This is a genomic window from Streptomyces sp. NPDC127197, from assembly GCF_042672405.1.
GTDB classification, from domain to species: domain Bacteria; phylum Actinomycetota; class Actinomycetes; order Streptomycetales; family Streptomycetaceae; genus Streptomyces; species Streptomyces flavusporus.
The window spans coordinates 24,337-41,319 of sequence record NZ_JBHXVG010000049.1 but is presented as its reverse complement, the minus strand read 5'-3'; the positions used below and the strand labels follow the sequence as shown (position 1 = coordinate 41,319).

Genomic DNA, 16,983 nt, shown 5'->3' with positions numbered 1-16,983 from the left:
GGGGGTGGCGGTGTCCGGGGACGGGAACCGGGCCTACGTGACCAACGCCGGCTCGGACTCGGTGTCGGTGATCGACACCGCGACCCGCAAGGTGGACGACATCCCCGTCGGCAAGAGCCCGGTGGGGGTGGCGGTGTCCGGGGACGGGAACCGGGCCTACGTGACCAACGCCGGCTCGGACTCGGTGTCGGTGATCGACACCGCGACCCGCAAGGTGGACTACCGCATCCCCGTCGGCAAGAGCCCGCTGGGGGTGGCGCTGTCCCGGGACGGGAACCGGGCCTACGTGACCAACAACGGCTCGAACTCGGTGTCGGTGATCGACACCGCGACCCGCACGGTGGACCACATCCCCGTCCGCAAGGACCCGCGGGAGGTGGCGCTGTCCCGGGACGGGAACCGGGCCTACGTGACCAACTACAGCTCGGGCTCGGTGTCGGTGATCGACACCGCGACGAGCAGCACGGTGGAGCACATCCCCGTAGGCAAGAGCCCGCTGGGGGTGGCGGTGTCCCCGGACGGGCGCTGGGCCTACGTGACCAACGCCGGCTCGGACTCGGTGTCGGTGATCATGGACCAGAAGACGTCCGACACCTCAGCACTGCGCCCGGCCGATTCGGCGGGACCAGGAAACTTCTCTCCCGGAAGCACGGCTGACCTGCAGGCGATGGCGCGATCTTTGTCCGGTGGCATGCTCGGCGGCGGTCCCACATGGCGTCTTGACGGGCGCAGTCGGACCTAGGCCAGTGGCGGTTGCCTTGCCTCACATCATGACGGGGTGCAGCCCGGCGGGTGCCAGACACCCTCGTCGTAGCCTGTGCAGGGCACGTTCGATACCGCGCTCGACGATCCCGTCGTGACCTTCGTTGTCTGAGGCACTGCCTCGGCGCTCGCCACGCCCACCGTTCCGGCGAGCAGCGCAGCAGCGCAGGACGCGCCGACGAGGTGTCGGATGCGCCTTCGGGTGCTTGTCGCCATGATGATCTCCTTTGGGGGTGGATGGGTGGCTTACTCATCAGCGTGGAAGGCCGGTCATGAGGGCGTCAACGGCCATGGGGGACTTGTCGCAGTATCGGGACATTCCATGACATTGAGGATTTTCCGTAGGCCTTCCCCCTTCCCCCGCCCTGTAGGTGGCGTCACTGTCACGGCCCGAGGGTCGTCAGTGCTCCCAGCCCGCCGAAGTGGCTGTCCCGGGCGGCGACATGGACGACCGCGTCGATCCCGCCGAACCGCTCCCGCGCCAGCCCGGCCGGCTCCTCGCACTGCCCCTCGTCGGTGATGTCCGTCGACCGGTACGCCGTGTGCGCCCCGCCCGGATCGATCGCGGCCGCGCTCTTGGCGAGGTTCGCCTCCGTCCGCGCACCCAGCACCGCATTCCCGCCGTCCCGTACGACCGCCGCCGCGACCTGGTGACCCAGTCCGGCGCCGACCCCCGAGACGACCACGGTCTTTCCCTTGAGCAGTGACATCGCAGACTCCCGGCTCTGACGCATTATCTGACGGAGCGTCAGAGTATGAGGGCGCGAGGAAAGGGGAACGCCACGGATGCCCACAGCGAGCTCGGCCGCGAGTGCGCCTATCACCGCCGGTAAATCCGCTGCACCTCTCCGACCTGGGCTTACGGGAGTCGAAGCGGCTGTGACCTGCTAGGGCGGGTTGCAGAGGCAATCGGAGGCAATCAGAGGCAATCCCTGGCGACGGCGGCGATGCCATGCATCCGGCTTGCGCTTTCTCCTGATCCGGACACCGCCGCACGGAATATGCGTGGGATACACCAGTTATGAGTGACTTGCTGCTCTTCAGGCGATATGAAATACCTGAAGAGAGGAGCCTTTCAACGCTCGCCGGGGACCCCTGTGGGGCCGTCCCGGAAGAGGGAGCGTCATGACGGGAGCGTACGAGGGCGGGCGCGTGATCGCCGGTCGCTACCGGCTCCTGCGTCGGCTCGGCGCCGGCGGCTGGGGTCGGGTGTGGCTCGCCTATGACCCGGAACTGGCGCGCGAGGTCGCGCTCAAGGAGATCATCCTGCCGCCGAACCTCCCGGAATCAGAGGTGGGCGCCCGGATCGCGAGGGCCCGCGGCGAGGCGAAGCACCTCGCCCGGCTGGTCGACCACCCCCATGTCGTCACCGTGCACGACATCGTCGAGGAGGGCGGCCTGCCGTGGATCGTCATGGCGTACGTCCCCGGCGCCACGGACCTGGAGGAGGTGGTGCACGAGCGAGGGCCGCTGCTGCCCACCGACGTCGCCCGGATCGGGCTGGCGATCCTGGACGCCCTGCAGGAGGGCCACCGGCTCGGCGTCCTGCACCGGGACGTCAAACCGGCCAACGTCCTGCTGACCCAGCCGGGCCCGCAATCCTCCCACCCTGCGGAGTGCGGCCGGGTGCTGCTGACCGACTACGGCATCGCGCTGGAGCCAAGCTCCGGCGAGCCGCGTCTGACCGCCCCCGCGGAGATCATCGGGACCCTGCGTTTCATGGCCCCGGAACGGTTCGGCGGCGAGATGCCCACCCCGGCCTGCGACCTGTTCTCACTCGGCGGCACTCTGTATTTCGCGCTCGAGGGGACCGGCCCCTTCGACCGCGACTCTCCCTGCGCCATGATGAACGCCCTGCAGTTCGAGTCTCCCGCCCCGCCGCGCCGGGCGGCGGAACTGGCCCCGGTCATCCTCGGGCTGCTGGTCAAGGATCCCGCGCAGCGGATGGGCGGCGACGAGGCCGCCCAGCTGCTCACCCCCATCGCCGCCCAGCCCCGCCCTTCCCCTTCGCAGCCACCCGCTCTCCCACCGGAGATGCCGCAGCCCGAGCGGCCCCCCGCCTCGAAGCCGCCGCGCGCTCAGGAATCGGCCCCGCCGACCGAGATCACGCTGCCGACCGAGCCGGAGAAACCGACCGGCCCGCCCCTGGAACCGCCGCCGCACAAAGGTGACGAGGCCCGGCCGCGGCGTCGCCTGCCGTGGCCCAGAAGCCGACGGGCCAGGCTCATTGCGGGGGTGGTGGCGGTGGCGCTGGCCGCGGGGGGCGTCGGCATCTACCTGGCGCAGTCCCTCCCCTCGGATCCTGAACCCCCCGCACCGACATCCGTGTCCCCCATCCGCGTCGGCGACCGCCCGGAGGGGGTGGCGGTGTCCCCGGATGGGCGCTGGGCCTACGTGACCAACTCCGGCTCGGATTCGGTGTCGGTGATCGACACCGCGACGAACCGCCCCCTGGGCAACCACATCCGCGTCGGCGACCTCCCGAAGGGGGTGGTGGTGTCTCCGGAGGATGGGAGGCGGGTCTACGTGACCAACATGGGATCGGATTCGGTGTCGGTGATCAACACCGAGACGAACCGCCCCCTGGGCAATCCCATCCGCGTCGGCGACCGCCCGGAGGGGGTGGCGGTGTCCCCGGATGGGAGCCGGGTCTACGTGACCAACTCCGGCTCGGATTCGGTGTCGGTGATCAACACCGAGACGAACCGCCCCCTGGGCAACCCCATCCGCGTCGGCGACTCCCCGAAGGGGGTGGTGGTGTCTCCGGAGGATGGGAGCCGGGTCTACGTGACCAACATGGGATCGGATTCGGTGTCGGTGATCAACGCCAAGACGAACCGCCCCCTGGGCAACCCCATCCCCGTCGACTCCGGCCCGGCAGGGGTGGCGGTGTCCCCGGATGGGAGCCGGGTCTACGTGACCAGCTTGGACTCGCCCTCGGTGTCGGTGATCAACACCGAGACGAACCGCAGGGTAGGTCGCCCCATCCCCGTCGACCCCGGCCCGGCAGGGGTGGCGGTGTCTCCGAAGGATGGGCGCTGGGTCTACGTGACCAGCTACGGCTCGGCCTGGGTGTCGGTGATCAACACCGAGACGAACCGCAGGGTAGGTCGCCCCATCCCCGTGGAATCCGGCCCGGCAGGGGTGACGGTGTCCCTGGATGGAAGCCGGGTCTATGTGGCCAACTTCAGCTCGGGTTCGGTGTCGGCGATCACAATCTAGAGGACGTCTAAAAGTCAGGACTGCGCCCGGTCGATTCGGCGGACCAGCAGCATGGCCATCCGCCCGGAAAGGAAACGTCTCTCCTGGAAGCGCGATTGACCCGCGCAGGCGCTGGCGCGATCTTTGCCCGATGGCCTGCTCAGCGGCGGTCCCACACGGCGTCTTGCCGGACACAGGCCAGGACGGTGATGGCCTGGGCCAGTTCGCTGTCCGTGGGAAGGGGCCGGTGTTCGGCGATGCCGGTGCGCAAGAGGTGCGCCAGTAGGCCACTGGTCGGCGACAACACCAGGTCTGGTGAAAACGCGAGGTCAGTGGTGGTTGCCTCACTTCATGGCGGGGTGCAGCCCGGCGGCTCCCAGATGCGCATGTAGTTCTCGTCGTAGTGGTAACCCGTGCAGGTCTCGTATGGTGCCGCGCTCAACGACTCCGCCGTGGCCTTCGTTGTCTGAGGCGCCGCCTCGGCGCTCGCCACGCCCACCGTTCCGGCGAGCAGCGCAGCAGCGCAGGACGCGCCGGCGAGGTGTCGGAGGCGCCTCCGGCTGCTTGTCGCCATGATGATCTCCTTTGGGGGTGGATGGGCTGCTTACCCACCAGCGTGGAAGGTCGGCCATGATGGGGTCAACGGCCATGGGGGACCTGTCGCAGTATTGGGACATTCCATAACATTTGGGATTTTCTGTAGGTCTTCTCCTCTTCCCCCGCCCTGTAGGTCCCTTCCAGGCCCTTAACGTCGGCGGTCGTGGTCGGCATGAGTGCATCGCCAGCCGTCCTCGGCTGCCCGATGGTGTCGGCCCAGCAAAGAAGCCACAGTGTCGAGGGGGTACCAGGAACGCATGGCGAACTCTTTGGGCTGCGGCAAGGTGCCCCATCGCCTTGATCGTGGCCTTCGACAGTGACGTGATGCCAAGGAATGGAGTCTTCCTCATGCCAGAAGAGGAACGTCAGGCCCCAGGGATTCCGCGCGTGCCCATGACCGCTGCTGAGATCGAGGCGGCCCACCTCGGTGAGGCCCGCAAGCTCAGCGGCCAGGTCACCTTGGTGGAGTACGACCCGCAGTGGCCGCAGGTGTTCGAGCGGGAAGCCGAGCGCATCCGCGACCGGCTCGGACATGTCGAGCACCGGATCGAGCACGTCGGCTCCACGTCGGTGCCGGGGCTTCCCGCCAAGCCTGTCATCGACATGCTGCTGATCGTCCCCGACTCCGCGGACGAGGCGGCCTATGTGCCGCCCCTGGAGGGCCTCGGGTTCCAGCTCGTCATCCGGGAACCCGAGTGGTACGAGCACCGCGTCCTGCGCCGGCACGGTCTCGCGCCCAGCGCTGGGTCGGCCAATCTGCACGTGCTGTCGACCGGCTGTCACGAGGTCGGGCGCATGCTGCGCTTCCGCGACCGGCTGCGCACGCACAGCGGTGACCGCGAGCTGTACGCCCGTACCAAGCGATCCCTGTCCAGGCAGTCCTGGCAGTACATGCAGAACTACGCCGACGCCAAGACGGAGATGGTGGAGGAGATCCTCGGGCGAGCAGGTCACGAAGCCTGACACGCCCAACCGCCCGACAGCAGCGCGGCAACGCGCAAGGGCCCTGCGCCGGCTGCTGGCGGCCCGTCGGGCGGGGGCTACGGGTTCGCGTGTGAAGGAGCTCGTGTCCCTCAGGCCGTGTCTGCCCTGGTCATGGCCTGATCACGGGGTGAGCGGGTGACCTCCGTCGGTTGCGGTTGTGCGCCGCTGTTGGCGGCACCGCAGGCACCGCCGTTCCGCCGGTGCCTGCGGGGCCATCCCATAGGCCGCCCGGGCGTCACTGTCACAGCTCGAGGGTGATGGCCAGCCGCGTGAGTTCTGCCGTGCTGGTGATGCCGAGCTTGGTCCGGATGCGGCGCAGATAGGCGTCGACCGTGTGCTGGGAAAGCCCCATGCGGCGGGCCGTTTGAGCGTAGGTGTGCCCTGCGGCGATGTGCCGCAGAACCTCCTGCTCACGCGGGGCCAGCCGGGGCTGAGCGGGTGCGAGGGCTTCGTTGTACGGCGTGGGTGTGGAACTCATGGGATTACTGGGACTTTCCTCCGGCGGATCGGCTCGGTCATCACTGCGCACGCTCTCGAAAGCGTCTGATATGTACCGAGATGTAGCTATTGCCGTACTTCACGCGGAGGGCTCGGGATGCGGTTCCACGCCGTCTGCACTTTCTGAGATTTTTCCGGGCCGCCCGGCCGGGGCGGCCGGGGCAGGGCGGCGCCCCGACCGGCGTTGCGTTGGTGCTGCGTGCCTCGCAGGATCATGCTTGTCAGTGGGGCCCTGGCCGTGCAGGTTCCCGTGGGACTGCGGGGAAAGGATCTAGCGAGGACGAGATGAGCGGCGATGGAGCGACTTCCCACCCCTCCTGGTGAGCGGCCCGACAGGGCGGACGACTTCGGCGAGTCGGCGTACACGGCCGCGGCCACCGTCGATGCGCAGGGCATCGTGACGGGCTGGAGCGAGGGGGCGCGGCGGCTGCTCGGCTACGAGCCCCCGCAGGTCGTGGGGCGCCCCGTCGCCCATCTGCTCGCCGACGCCCCCGACGAGCGCACGCGGTGGGATGTGCCCGGGCGGGACAGGTGGAGCGGCAGCGTGGCGGTGCGGCACCGCGACGGCAGCCGGCTTCGGCTGCGACTGCTCGCCAACCGGCGCACGCCCGGCGGGCAGGCCGACGAGTGGCTCGTGGTGTCCGCCGTGGCGGGCCGGCCCGGCACACCCGGCGAAAAGGCTCTGGCGGAATGGGTGTTCACCCAGTCCCCCTGCGGCCTGGCGGTCTTCGACACGGATCTGCGACTGGTGCGGGCGAACACCGCCATGGAGCGCGCGCTCGGCTTCACGGAGACCGAGATGCGCGGGCTGCGGCTGCCGGAGATCGCACCGCATCCCCCGAGCGAGGAGGCCGACAGGAGGATGCGCCTGGCCTTCGAAACCGGCGAGGCGCAGTACCTGCAGGCCGACATCCGCCCCGCGACGCCGCCAGGCCCGCAGCACGGTCGGCCGACCTCGCTGACCCCGATAAAAGACCTGGACGGCCGGGTGCGCGCCGTATGCCTGGCGGCGCACCACAGGGCGCAGGAACCGCCCGCCCGGCAGCACACGCTCCTGCTGAAGGACGTCGGCGCCCGCATCGGCACCACCTCGGACATCGCACGCACCGCACAGGAACTGGCCGACGCCGCCGTCCCCCGCCTCGCCGACTTCACCGTCGTCGACCTGCTCGACATCCCCGGGAGCGGCGACGAGCTGCCCTCCGCCCTGCTGGCCGGGGCCGTCACCCTGCGCCGCACCGCGGTGCAGTCGGTCCTCGACGAGCACCCCGAGTCCGTGGCCGGGGCGGGCGAGACGACCGCCTACCCGGCACCGTCACCCGTGGCCGAATGCCTGGCCCAGGGCCGTGGCGCCCTGTACGCGACGGCCGACTTCGCCGTCGCCCGGTGGGCGGGCGAGGACCCCCAGGCCGCCCGGATCCGCGAGGTGGGGACACACTCACTGATGGTGGTGCCGATGCGCTCACAGGACACCACGGTCGGCGTGGCCCTCTTCGGCCGTCACCGGAGCCCGGAGCCCTTCACACCGGAGGACCTGTGGCTTGCCGAGCAGCTCACGGCCCGGGCGGCCGTCGGCATCCACAACGCCCGCCGGCCCGTCCGCGATCGCACCACCACGATGACCCTGCAGCGCAGCCTGCTCCCGCAGACACTGCCCGACCAGGCGGCCCTCGAGATCGCCTCCCGCTACCTGCCCGCCGGCAGCCGGGCCGGTGTGGGCGGCGACTGGTTCGACGTGATCCCGCTGTCCGGCGCGCGGGTGGCCCTCGTGGTGGGCGATGTGGTCGGCCACGGCATCCGCGCCTCAGCCACCATGGGCCGGCTGTGCACCGCGGTGCGCACCCTGGCCGACGTCGACCTGCCGCCCGACGAGCTGCTCACCCACCTCGACGACCTCGTCATCCGCCTGTCCACCGACGAGGCCGTCACGGGCGGCGCCGCCGAGACCGCCGGGGGCATCGGCACCACCTGCCTGTACGCCGTCTACGATCCGGTCTCCCGCCGCTGCACCCTCGCCCGGGCCGGCCACCCCCCGCCCGCCGTGGTCACCCCGGACGGCGCCGTGTACCTCCTCGACGTCCCGCCCGGCCCGCCGCTGGGCCTGGGCGGCCTGCCGTTCGAGACCAGCGAGACCGAACTGCCCGAAGGCAGCCTCCTCGCCCTGTACACCGACGGTCTGCTCGAAGCCCGCGAGCGCGACATCGACGAGGCCCTGGACAAGATGTTCGCCGCCCTCGCCCGCCCCGCCCAGACACCGGAGTCGGTCTGCGACCGGGTACTCACGGCCCTGCTGACCCACCGCCCGGACGACGACATCGCCCTGCTCATCGCCCGCACCCGGGCCCTCGACCCCGACCGGGTCGCCGCCTGGGACCTGGCCTGCGACCCCTCCGACGTCGCCCGGGCCCGGCAGCTGGCCACCGGCAAGCTGGCGGACTGGGGACTCACCGACGCCGCCTTCGTCACCGAACTGATGGTCAGCGAACTCGTCACCAATGCCATCCGCTACGGCCGGCCGCCCATCCAGCTCCGGCTGATTCACGAGAGCAACACTCTGATCTGCGAAGTCTCCGACTCGAGCAGCACCACCCCGCACATGCGGCGTGCCCGGATCTTCGACGAGGGCGGGCGCGGCCTGCTGCTGGTCGCCCAGCTCGCCCGCCGCTGGGGCACCCGGCACGCCCCGGCCGGCAAGACCATCTGGGCCGAGCAGTCCCTGACCGGGAGCTGAGTGCCCGCCCCCGAAGAGTTCACCGCAGCTCGTCCACGTAGCGGTCCGTCCCCGGGATGGTGGGGATGAAGGGTGCGACGAACGTGACGTCGCCCAGCCCCGAGGCGGCGACTGCCGTGTCCAGGTCCGTGAAGTGGTCCCGCCAGGCCTCGCGTGGGTCGTGCTGGAGGAACCAGAGCAGGGTCAGTCGGGTCCCGACGCCCTCGACCTGCTTGACGTAGGTCATCCGGTCCAGGGGCAGGGGCGTCGGCGTGAAGACGGTGACGAGGGCCGCGGGGGAGCCCGCCAGCCGTTTCGGGAGGTGGTCGTCGCGCAGCCAGGCGAGCAGTTCCTCGCGCCTGCCGGGGGAGCCGGCGTCGATGACCTGGACGACGAGCCCGGCGTAGGGGTGGTCGAGGGCGTGGATGTCACGCGGGCCGTGGTCGCCGTCGCGGTAGACGGTCGCGGTGTGGTCCTGGAAGGCCGTGAAGATGTGGGTGCGGTCCTGGAAGACGCGGTGGTCGCGGTTGAGGCGCTTGTTGATGCCGACGGTCCACCGCATGTGGTCGGCGTAGCGGCCCGCGGTGATCCAGTAGACGGATATGTAGCATCCCGCCGTGACCGGCTGCGCGATGGCGGACTTCTCGGGGTAGCGCAGGAGCTGCAGTTCGCGTGGGGCCACCCAGCGGCGCCCTGCGTACATCCAGGGCATGGCCATCGCGCCGGCGATGTAGTGGTCGTCCTCGTACCAGCGGTTGTACTCGCGCTCCCGGCCGGGGTGCGGCTCGACCATGGTGATCAGGGCGTGCCCGAGGTCGGCTCCGTAGGGGCCGACGGCGGCCAGTTCCGCGTACATGTCGCTGCGGGTGTCGGCTGTGTGTGCCGCGTCGTCTGTCATGCGTCCGGTCTAGCTGACGTTACGTCAGATGGGGAGGGGCATTCCGTCCGACTTCGCCCGGAGTCCGTCAGGCAGGTCGAGCTGCGCCGAGCGTCACCGCAGCTCCTGAGGGCACGGCGTCCCCCGCGGCAGGTCGTAGGGCGAGGCCAGCCGATACGTCCCGGCCCGCGGAGCGAGCAGCACCGTCCACTTGTCGCCCTCCGCGTCCTCCTCCGTCTCCATCAGACAGCCGCTCACGTTGCGGTACGTCTTCGGAGCGCCGTCGGGGCGGTCCTTGGACGCCTCCGTCTCCTGCGGCGCCTCGACCCCCTTGCCCTCGGCGTCGACGAGCTTGAGCCAGGGGGAGTAGGGGACGCGGATCAGGACCCGGCCCGGCTCTGTCACACGGAGGGTCATCTCGCCCTGCTCGGCCCGCTCGACGGTGGCCGGCGGATCGGCCAGCGGCGTCGGGTCGTCGACCGCGAACAGCTGCCAGTTGGCGTCGCCCCAGATCTGCTTGAGATACGGCAGCCCGCGCTGCACCAGCTCGCGCTCCCGCTCACCGCCGTCACCGTCCGGGTCGTCCTTGGGCAGGACGACATAGCGCACCGCCCAGCGCTTGAGCCACTCGTGGTAGTTCGCCGAGTTGAGGGTGTCGTCGTAGAAGAGCGGGTTGCGCTTCATGTCGGCCTGGCGGTTCCAGCCGCGGGCCAGGTTGACGTACGGGGCGAGGGCGGAGGCCTCACGGTGCGAGCGGGCCGGGACCACCTCGACGCGGCCCTTCTCGGCGCCGGCCTCCTGGAGCTGGTTGACCAGCGGCGCCAGCTCGCGCGCCCAGGACGCCGTCGGAGTCGTGTGGACGACATCGTCGACCGACTTGAAGCCGATCCAGGCGACGAAACCGGCGAACGCCACCACGATCGCGTACCACTTGCGCGAGCGCGGCACCGTGAACGGCAGCGCCGCCAGCAGCGCCACCCCGGCGAACAGCATCGCCAGCCGTGTGATGTTCGAGCCGATCTGCGAGCTGATCAGCCACACCAGCAGCACCGCGAGGGCGTACACAGCGGCCGTGATCCGCACGGTCTTCCAGTCGTGCGGGACCAGGAGGAAGACGAAGACCGCGTAGAGCAGCGGAAGGGACGCCGACCCGAAGGACATCGGCTGGGTGCCGGAGAACGGGAACGCCCACGCGGACACCGCCACCACGGCGCTCGGCGCCAGCCCCAGCGCCCAGGCGCCCGGCCGCCGCTTCTGCAGGAACAGCGCCACCGCCACCAGGCCCACGAACAGACCGGCGACCGGTGAGGACATGGTGGCGAGCGCGGCCAGCGGCGCCGCGCACAGCGCCTTCGCCCACCGCCGGTAGCGCCAGCGGTACGGCCAGCAGAACACGACGGCCACCGCGCCCAGCGCGAACATCGTGCCCAGCCCGAACGTCACCCGCCCCGACGCCGCGTTGCACAGCAGCGCGTACACCCCCGCCAGCGCCGGCCACATCGGCTGCCGGACCGCCCGGCTGCGCACCAGTATCAGCGTCAGCAGCCCCGCGGACAGCGTCCCCGCGATCATCATCGTGGTCCGCACCCCGAGCACCGACATCAGATACGGCGACACCACGCTGTACGAGACCGGGTGCATACCGCCGTACCAGGCGAGGTTGTACGCCGAGTCCGGATGCCGGCCGACGAACTCGGCCCAGGCGTCCTGCGCCGCGAGGTCGCCGCCACTGTTCGCGAACGTGAAGAACCAGATGACGTGGAGGATTCCGGAGAGGCCGGTGGCGACGAGGACGGGGTGCCGGGTCAGCCGCTCACGCAGAGCGGCGGCCATCTTCCCGCGGCCGGGCCGGCCGGACCCGTCCGGCCGATCCGCGGGCACGCGTATTCGCGGGCCGGATCCCCGGCCCGGACCGGTGTCGTCGGTGCGTGTCGGCTCCGCAGTGGCCACCTGTTGGCACTCCCCGTGTCCCGTCTTCTGTTCACGGCCGTACGTGCCGTTCCCGGCCGGTTCTCGGCCCTGTGGCCGGGGGTTTCCGCGCCCGTTGGGCACGCGGGCACCCTGTCCCGATTCGTGACGCTAGCACGCACCCCGCCGGCGAGCGCCCCGAGGAGGGCCTCGCCGACGGGGTGCGCCGGGACTGCGGCAATCAGCCGATTCGGGTCAGCTTGGCCGTGAAGCCCGGCTCGGCAAGGTCCGACTGCAGGGCGACCGGCACCTCGACCGCGCCACCACTGCCGTCACCCACGGTGAGCGTGCCCACCTTGGTACCGGCCTTCGCGGTGTGCGGTACGTCGTCGGAGGCGAAGGACAGCTCCACCTTCAGCCCCGCCCAGCCGACCGCGGCGACGTCCTCGGTCACGACGACCGGCGTACGGCCGCCGAGCTGGTCGTCCACATACCCGACGACGTCACCCTTCTTCAGGATCTTCGCCGAGGTCAGCGCGTCCTGCGCGCCGAGCATCGCGGTCTTGCTGACCGCGTTCACGGTGTCGATGATCGGCGCCGTGTGCTGGCCGAGGATCGCGCCGACGACGGTGACCGTCTCGCCGCCGACCTCCTTGGTGGCGGCGAAGAGCAGGTTGCCGCCGGCCGCGGTGGTGGTGCCGGTCTTGATGCCGATGGCGCCGTCGTACGGCACGAGGGTGTTCCAGTTGCGCCACTTCTGACCGGACGGGTCGACCCACTCGGGCAGCTTGGTGATCTCCACCAGCGCCGGCATCTGCACCAGCTCGTTGCCCAGCTTCACCTGGTCCTCGGCAGTGGAGACCGTGGACTCCTCCAGACCGGAGGGGTCGGTGTACGTCGTGTTCTTCATGCCGAGTTCCTTGGCGGTGTCGTTCATCTTCTTGACGAACGCCTCCTCGGAACCGGCGTCCCAACGCGCCACCAGCCGTGCGATGTTGTTGGCGGAGGGGATCATGATGGCCGAGAGCGCCTGACGCTCGGTGAGCTGGTCGCCCTCCTTGACGGTGTTGAGCGTGGACTCGTTGCCCGCCTGGTCGTAACCGCCCTCCCTCTCGGCGGTCGCATCGACCTCGATGTTCGGGCCCTCCTCGCCCGCCTTCAGCGGGTGCTCCTTGAGGATGATGTACGCCGTCATGGCCTTGGCGACCGAGCCGATGGCAACCGGCTTCTGCTCACCGAAGTTGCCCATCGTGCCGATGCCGGTGACGTCCATCCAGCCCTGGCCCTCGCCGGGCCACGGCAGCTCGGCCTGCTTCCCGTCGAAGGTGTACGACTCCTCGGCGGTGAGCTCGAGCGTGGGCGTCGGCAACGGCCGCATGGCCTGCACGATCGCAAACACAATCACCAGCAGCAGTACAAGCGGCGTCCAGATCTTGACCCGCCGCACCAGCGTCCGAAGCGCCGTCTCCGGGGGCGGCGGCGTGTTCGTCAGCTCCGCCAGCAGGTCCAGCGGCGGCTTCGGCGGCAGCGGCTGCTGCGTCGTCCGCTCCGGCCCGACCTGCGGCACGGGAGCGGTCGCGTCCGCGGGAACCCTGGGCAGCGCGGAGGTGGCCTCGGCCGGACGGGGCTTACGCGTCTCGGGATCGTCCAGCGGCTTCAGCGCAACGAACTTACTGGTGCGCTCGGCTTCGGCCTCGGAGGCGGCCTTCTCGGCGGCCCCTTCAGCGCCCTCCTTCGGCGCCTTCTTGACGTCGCCCAGCTTCAGCATGGTGGTGGGCTGGTCGACGGCGGGCTTGGCGGGTCGTACGGCCCGGAAGACGGCGGTGGGCTGGTCCACGGGCTTGGGGGTGCCGTCGCCGTCACGGTGGGACTCGTCGTCGCCGTCGGCCTCTTGGGTGGCGTCGGAGTCTCCGGCGTCGGCAGCTGCTTCGTCGGCCGTCTCCTCGTCCGCGTGCGCAGCCGCTCCTTCGGCCGCGTCCGCAGAGGCCTCCTCAGCGGCTTCCGTGGACGCCTGCTCGTCGGTTTCCTCTTCGGGCTCCGCGTCGGTCGCCTCGTCGGCGTCTGCAGCCGCCTCTTCGGCTGCCTCCTGGGCCGCGCCTGCTGAGGCCTCCTCAGCGGCCGCCGTAGACGCCTCGTCGGCGTCCACAGCTGCCTCTTCGGCTGTCTCCTCGGCCGCGTCCGCAGAGGCCTCCTCAGCGGCTTCCGTGGACGCCTGCTCGTCGGTTTCCTCTTCGGGCTCCGCGTCGGTGTCCGCAGAAGCCTCCTCGGCGGCCTCCGTGGACGCCTCCCGGTCGGGCCCCGCGCCGGTCGCCTCGTCGGCGTCCACAGCTGCCTCTTCGGCCGCGTCCGCTGAAGCCTCCTCAGGTGCCTCCGTAGAGGCCTCCCCGTCGGAGTCCGCCCCGGAGCCGTCCTCCCCGGCCGCGTCGTCCCCGTTCTGCTCGGCGTTCCCGTCGGCGTTCTCCCGGGCGCCCTCGTCCGTCTCCGGGGGAGCGGCCGTCACCCACGCGGCCACAGCCGCACGCAACCGCTCGTCGCCCGCCGCCTCGGCACGGTCCCGCTCCTCGGGGCCGCCGGTGTCACCGGCGTCACCGTCCTCCACCGAACCCTCGGAGAGCTCCCGCACGGAGAGCACCTGCGTCGCCGTATCCACGCGACCGCCCGCGTCGCCCGACGCGGACTCCCGCGCCACCGCGAGCCGAGGGTCGGCCGCCGCGGCCTTCCTGGCCTCGGGAACCGGACCCGCGCTCCCCGACGTCGGTTCTGCCGACGACTCGCGCTGCTTCGACCTGTCGGGGGACTCGCCCGCCACCGATGCCTCCTCCATGCGGCGCACGTACCCCGTGCGCCTACCCGAAACCGTGGAACAGCCGCCTGGGCCACCGTTCCACAGCGCTGTCCGAACCATGTACCAGTGTCCTGTGTGCGGACTTGACCCCTGCGGTAGACGAGAACGACATACCTACTGGTTCCACTACGAACCGGTCACGCACCCTCGACAGACCAATGTGAGAGGGGTCACCCTGTCATTCATCCACGCGGGGAGGCATGGATGGGCAGGAGCCGCAGAACACTTCCGGAGGAGCTTCTGCTGCTGGCACTGGACCCGGCCACGGGTACCACTGCACAGCCGCAGTCGCTCGACCTCGGTCTGGCCGGAGCACAGCTAGTGGAGCTGGCGCTGGCCGGACGGATAGCCCCAGACGGGGATCGTATCGCCGTGGTCGTACCACGGCCGACAGGAGATCCGACGCTGGATTGCGCGTTGGAGTTGCTGCGCAGGCGCGGCGCTCCGGTACGTGCAGTTCACTGGATCGGCGGGCCACGACTGGGGCTCCGCCAGACCTACCTCTCGCATCTGGAGCGGTGCGGCATGGTGCATGCCGTGGCCGGCCAGATGTGCGGGGTGCTGCCGACGACTCGTTACCAGGCGACGGACAACGCCATCAGCCGGGAGATCAGGGCCCGGCTGGATTCAGCGATCCGCACCGGCGTACCGCCGGACCCGCGGACCGCGGCGCTCGCCGCACTGGCCCACGCGGTCGGCCTCGGCAAGCACCTGTATCCGGGCAACGAGGGCCGCTCGTCCCGTTCCCGGCTACGGGACCTGATCCGGCATGACCCGATGGGCGGTCTCGTGGCGCACGCCGTGATGGACGTCCAGAACGGCGTGGCGGCCCAGCCACGCCGCAGCGCGGCACCGGCCGGCCGAGCGGCCGCCGGAGCCAGGCCCGCGGCGGAGCCCGCCCGCGGTGTCCCGGCGCAGCCACGCCGCGGATCGATGGCGCGAGCCGTGGCTCACTGAGCCGCAGTCCCACGGCACCGCACCACGACCGCACCACACCCACCAGGGCAGCACGACCGCACGCAGCACGACAGCACGCAGCACGTCCGCACCACGCACCGCCACGCGCAGCCGAGCCATGGAACAGGGCCCCACAGACGCCCCACAGACCCGGTTCGGGAGCCGCAGCGGTCCGCGCGGGGTGGCGGGACCCGTCGTCCGGACGACAGACGGGTTCCACCGCCCCGCGCGGTCGCATGTGCGCGGGCGAACTGACGCGTACGCGCCGCATATCCGCTGTTTCCCAGCGGTAAGAAGCACCTTGGTGGCAGTCTGCTCAGCAGCAGACACGCAAAGTGGCAAAGTTCGAGGCATGCAGCCGGAGGTGCACGTCCCGTGGCGTCAAATGTCAATCCCACCGTCAGGCGGCGCCGGCTGGGCCAGGAGCTGCGCAGGCTCCGCGAGCTCAAGGGCATGACGGCCGAGGAAGTGGCGGAGCGGCTGCTGGTGTCGCAGTCGAAGATCAGCCGGCTGGAGAACGGCCGGCGCAGCATCAGCCAGCGCGACGTCCGTGACCTGTGCGGGGTCTACGAGGTGGAGGACCACCGGATCGTCGACTCGCTGATGCAGATGGCCAAGGACTCGCGTCAGCAGGGCTGGTGGCACGCGTTCGGGGACATCCCGTACAGCGTCTACATCGGTCTGGAGACGGACGCGGCCTCGCTGCGGGTCTACGAACCGCAGGTGATCTCCGGCCTGTTGCAGACGCGGCCGTACGCCGAGGCGCTCATCCAGGGCGCACTGCCCGAGACCTCGGAGGCCGAGGTCGAAAAACGCGTCCAGGTGCGCCTGCGGCGGCAGGAACGCATCTGCGCCGAGGAGAACCCGCTGCGCCTGTGGGCGGTGCTCGACGAGGCCGCCCTGCGGCGCGTCGTCGGGAACCGGCAGGTGATGCGCGAACAGCTGGACCATCTGGTCGAGATGTCCCGGCTTCCGCACATCACCGTTCAGGTCATGCCGTACTCGGTGGGGGCGCATCCCGGCCTCAACGGCCAGTACGCGGTCCTGGAGTTCCCCGATGCGGGCGACTCGAGCGTCGTCTACATCGAGGGTGTCACCAGCGATCTCTATCTGGAGAAGCCCGCCGATGTCCAGAAGTACTGCGTCATGTACGAACACCTCAGGGCGCAGGCCCTGAACGTGGACCAATCGCGCCAGTTCATTGCAGATGTCGCGAAAGAGTATGCGGGCTGACGCTCAACACCCGAGTAAGGGCGCCGGAGAGTACACGTTCGCCGGGCGGAAAGGAAGACTCCTCTGGAATATGCCATCCGGTCGAGTGAATCGCTTCTTCAGGCGGGCAAGTTGGCGAGTAGCGTCGATCACGCCATCGATCAACAACGTTGGCGACTCGTCAACTTGCCAGACCGGAGCAACCATGGCAATTCAGCAGGGCGCCACCCCCGAGTGGACCAAATCCTCGTACTCGACCGGAAACGGCGCTTGCGTCGAGATCAAGTCTCCTGCCCCGTCGGCGCTCGCCGTCCGGGACTCCAAGACCCCCGAAGGCCCCGTTCTGGCCTTCCCCGCCGATGCGTGGAACGCCTTCGTGGCGTCGGTCAAGTAACGCCCGTTCAACACCCACGCGCACCACAGAAAGAGCCC

Annotated in this window: 12 protein-coding genes and 2 pseudogenes; 7 read left to right on the top strand and 7 right to left on the bottom strand. The window is 70.2% G+C overall.

From position 1 onward, the window contains the following. The coding region (locus tag ACFVJQ_RS39905; protein WP_385790706.1) for a YncE family protein at positions 1 to 742 on the top strand (742 nt) is incomplete at its 5' end. Positions 743 to 1,172: 430 nt separating this feature from the next. Here the strand turns inward: ACFVJQ_RS39905 and ACFVJQ_RS39900 are convergent. After that, positions 1,173 to 1,472: pseudogene (locus ACFVJQ_RS39900) on the bottom strand (SDR family NAD(P)-dependent oxidoreductase); the annotation flags it as partial. Positions 1,473 to 1,887: 415 nt separating this feature from the next. On the opposite strand from ACFVJQ_RS39900, the gene ACFVJQ_RS39895 reads away from it, so the two are divergent. Beyond that, positions 1,888 to 3,984: a serine/threonine-protein kinase gene (locus ACFVJQ_RS39895; RefSeq protein WP_385790704.1), complete on the top strand. Its 2,097-nt coding sequence runs from the start codon at positions 1,888 to 1,890 to the stop codon at positions 3,982 to 3,984. Positions 3,985 to 4,126: 142 nt separating this feature from the next. On the opposite strand, the pseudogene ACFVJQ_RS39890 reads toward ACFVJQ_RS39895, so the two are convergent. Beyond that, positions 4,127 to 4,249, bottom strand: a pseudogene (locus ACFVJQ_RS39890) (IS110 family transposase); the annotation flags it as partial. 63 nt (positions 4,250 to 4,312) lie between these two features. Then, a complete protein-coding gene (locus ACFVJQ_RS39885; RefSeq protein WP_385790702.1) occupies positions 4,313 to 4,537 on the bottom strand; it encodes a hypothetical protein in 225 nt (74 codons plus the stop codon). Positions 4,538 to 4,953: 416 nt separating this feature from the next. Here ACFVJQ_RS39885 and ACFVJQ_RS39880 point away from each other — a divergent pair, with 416 nt between their 5' ends. Continuing rightward, complete coding sequence (locus tag ACFVJQ_RS39880) at positions 4,954 to 5,523, top strand: GrpB family protein (protein WP_385790700.1); 570 nt, start codon at positions 4,954 to 4,956, stop codon at positions 5,521 to 5,523. A 262-nt stretch (positions 5,524 to 5,785) separates the two neighbouring features. Here ACFVJQ_RS39880 and ACFVJQ_RS39875 read toward each other — a convergent pair whose 3' ends face one another. Continuing rightward, the gene (locus tag ACFVJQ_RS39875) at positions 5,786 to 6,022 is read right to left on the bottom strand and encodes a response regulator transcription factor (protein ID WP_385516630.1); all 237 of its coding nucleotides are present in this window, start codon (positions 6,020 to 6,022) and stop codon (positions 5,786 to 5,788) included. A 315-nt stretch (positions 6,023 to 6,337) separates the two neighbouring features. On the opposite strand from ACFVJQ_RS39875, the gene ACFVJQ_RS39870 reads away from it, so the two are divergent. Continuing rightward, on the top strand, positions 6,338 to 8,773 hold the full coding sequence (locus tag ACFVJQ_RS39870; RefSeq protein ID WP_385790698.1) for a SpoIIE family protein phosphatase: 2,436 nt from the start codon (positions 6,338 to 6,340) through the stop codon (positions 8,771 to 8,773). A gap of 19 nt (positions 8,774 to 8,792) precedes the next feature. Here the strand turns inward: ACFVJQ_RS39870 and ACFVJQ_RS39865 are convergent, their stop codons facing one another. The 3 genes from ACFVJQ_RS39865 to ACFVJQ_RS39855 form a co-directional block, all read right to left on the bottom strand. After that, positions 8,793 to 9,650 (bottom strand): hypothetical protein, encoded by an 858-nt coding sequence (locus ACFVJQ_RS39865; protein WP_385790696.1) that lies wholly within the window; start codon positions 9,648 to 9,650, stop codon positions 8,793 to 8,795. Between the two features lie 93 nt (positions 9,651 to 9,743). After that, on the bottom strand, positions 9,744 to 11,579 hold the full coding sequence (locus ACFVJQ_RS39860) for an MFS transporter (protein ID WP_385516625.1): 1,836 nt from the start codon (positions 11,577 to 11,579) through the stop codon (positions 9,744 to 9,746). Positions 11,580 to 11,778: 199 nt separating this feature from the next. Beyond that, positions 11,779 to 14,361 carry a D-alanyl-D-alanine carboxypeptidase gene (locus ACFVJQ_RS39855; RefSeq protein WP_385790694.1) on the bottom strand — a complete coding sequence of 861 codons (2,583 nt, stop codon included), beginning with the start codon at positions 14,359 to 14,361 and terminating at the stop codon, positions 11,779 to 11,781. Positions 14,362 to 14,586: 225 nt separating this feature from the next. On the opposite strand from ACFVJQ_RS39855, the gene ACFVJQ_RS39850 reads away from it, so the two are divergent. The 3 genes from ACFVJQ_RS39850 (at position 14,587) to ACFVJQ_RS39840 (ending at position 16,945) form a co-directional block, all read left to right on the top strand. Next, positions 14,587 to 15,339, top strand: coding sequence for a GPP34 family phosphoprotein (locus tag ACFVJQ_RS39850; RefSeq protein ID WP_224734706.1), 753 nt, complete (start codon positions 14,587 to 14,589; stop codon positions 15,337 to 15,339). 375 nt (positions 15,340 to 15,714) lie between these two features. Next, positions 15,715 to 16,572 (top strand): helix-turn-helix domain-containing protein, encoded by an 858-nt coding sequence (locus ACFVJQ_RS39845; RefSeq protein ID WP_385516621.1) that lies wholly within the window; start codon positions 15,715 to 15,717, stop codon positions 16,570 to 16,572. A gap of 184 nt (positions 16,573 to 16,756) precedes the next feature. Next, entirely contained in the window at positions 16,757 to 16,945 is a 189-nt protein-coding gene (locus tag ACFVJQ_RS39840) for a DUF397 domain-containing protein (RefSeq protein WP_385516619.1), read from the top strand. Positions 16,946 to 16,983: the final 38 nt, after the last annotated feature.

Excerpts from the sequence above, each read along its gene's own strand:
- ACFVJQ_RS39840 (WP_385516619.1), top strand. The coding sequence starts at position 16,757 with ATGGCAATTCAGCAGGGCGCCACCCCCGAGTGGACCAAATCCTCGTAC.
- ACFVJQ_RS39895 (WP_385790704.1), top strand. The coding sequence starts at position 1,888 with ATGACGGGAGCGTACGAGGGCGGGCGCGTGATCGCCGGTCGCTACCGG.
- ACFVJQ_RS39870 (WP_385790698.1), top strand. The coding sequence starts at position 6,338 with ATGGAGCGACTTCCCACCCCTCCTGGTGAGCGGCCCGACAGGGCGGAC.
- ACFVJQ_RS39875 (WP_385516630.1), bottom strand. The coding sequence starts at position 6,022 with ATGAGTTCCACACCCACGCCGTACAACGAAGCCCTCGCACCCGCTCAG.
- ACFVJQ_RS39865 (WP_385790696.1), bottom strand. The coding sequence starts at position 9,650 with ATGACAGACGACGCGGCACACACAGCCGACACCCGCAGCGACATGTAC.
- ACFVJQ_RS39850 (WP_224734706.1), top strand. The coding sequence starts at position 14,587 with ATGGGCAGGAGCCGCAGAACACTTCCGGAGGAGCTTCTGCTGCTGGCA.
- ACFVJQ_RS39855 (WP_385790694.1), bottom strand. The coding sequence starts at position 14,361 with ATGGAGGAGGCATCGGTGGCGGGCGAGTCCCCCGACAGGTCGAAGCAG.
- ACFVJQ_RS39885 (WP_385790702.1), bottom strand. The coding sequence starts at position 4,537 with ATGGCGACAAGCAGCCGGAGGCGCCTCCGACACCTCGCCGGCGCGTCC.
- ACFVJQ_RS39880 (WP_385790700.1), top strand. The coding sequence starts at position 4,954 with ATGACCGCTGCTGAGATCGAGGCGGCCCACCTCGGTGAGGCCCGCAAG.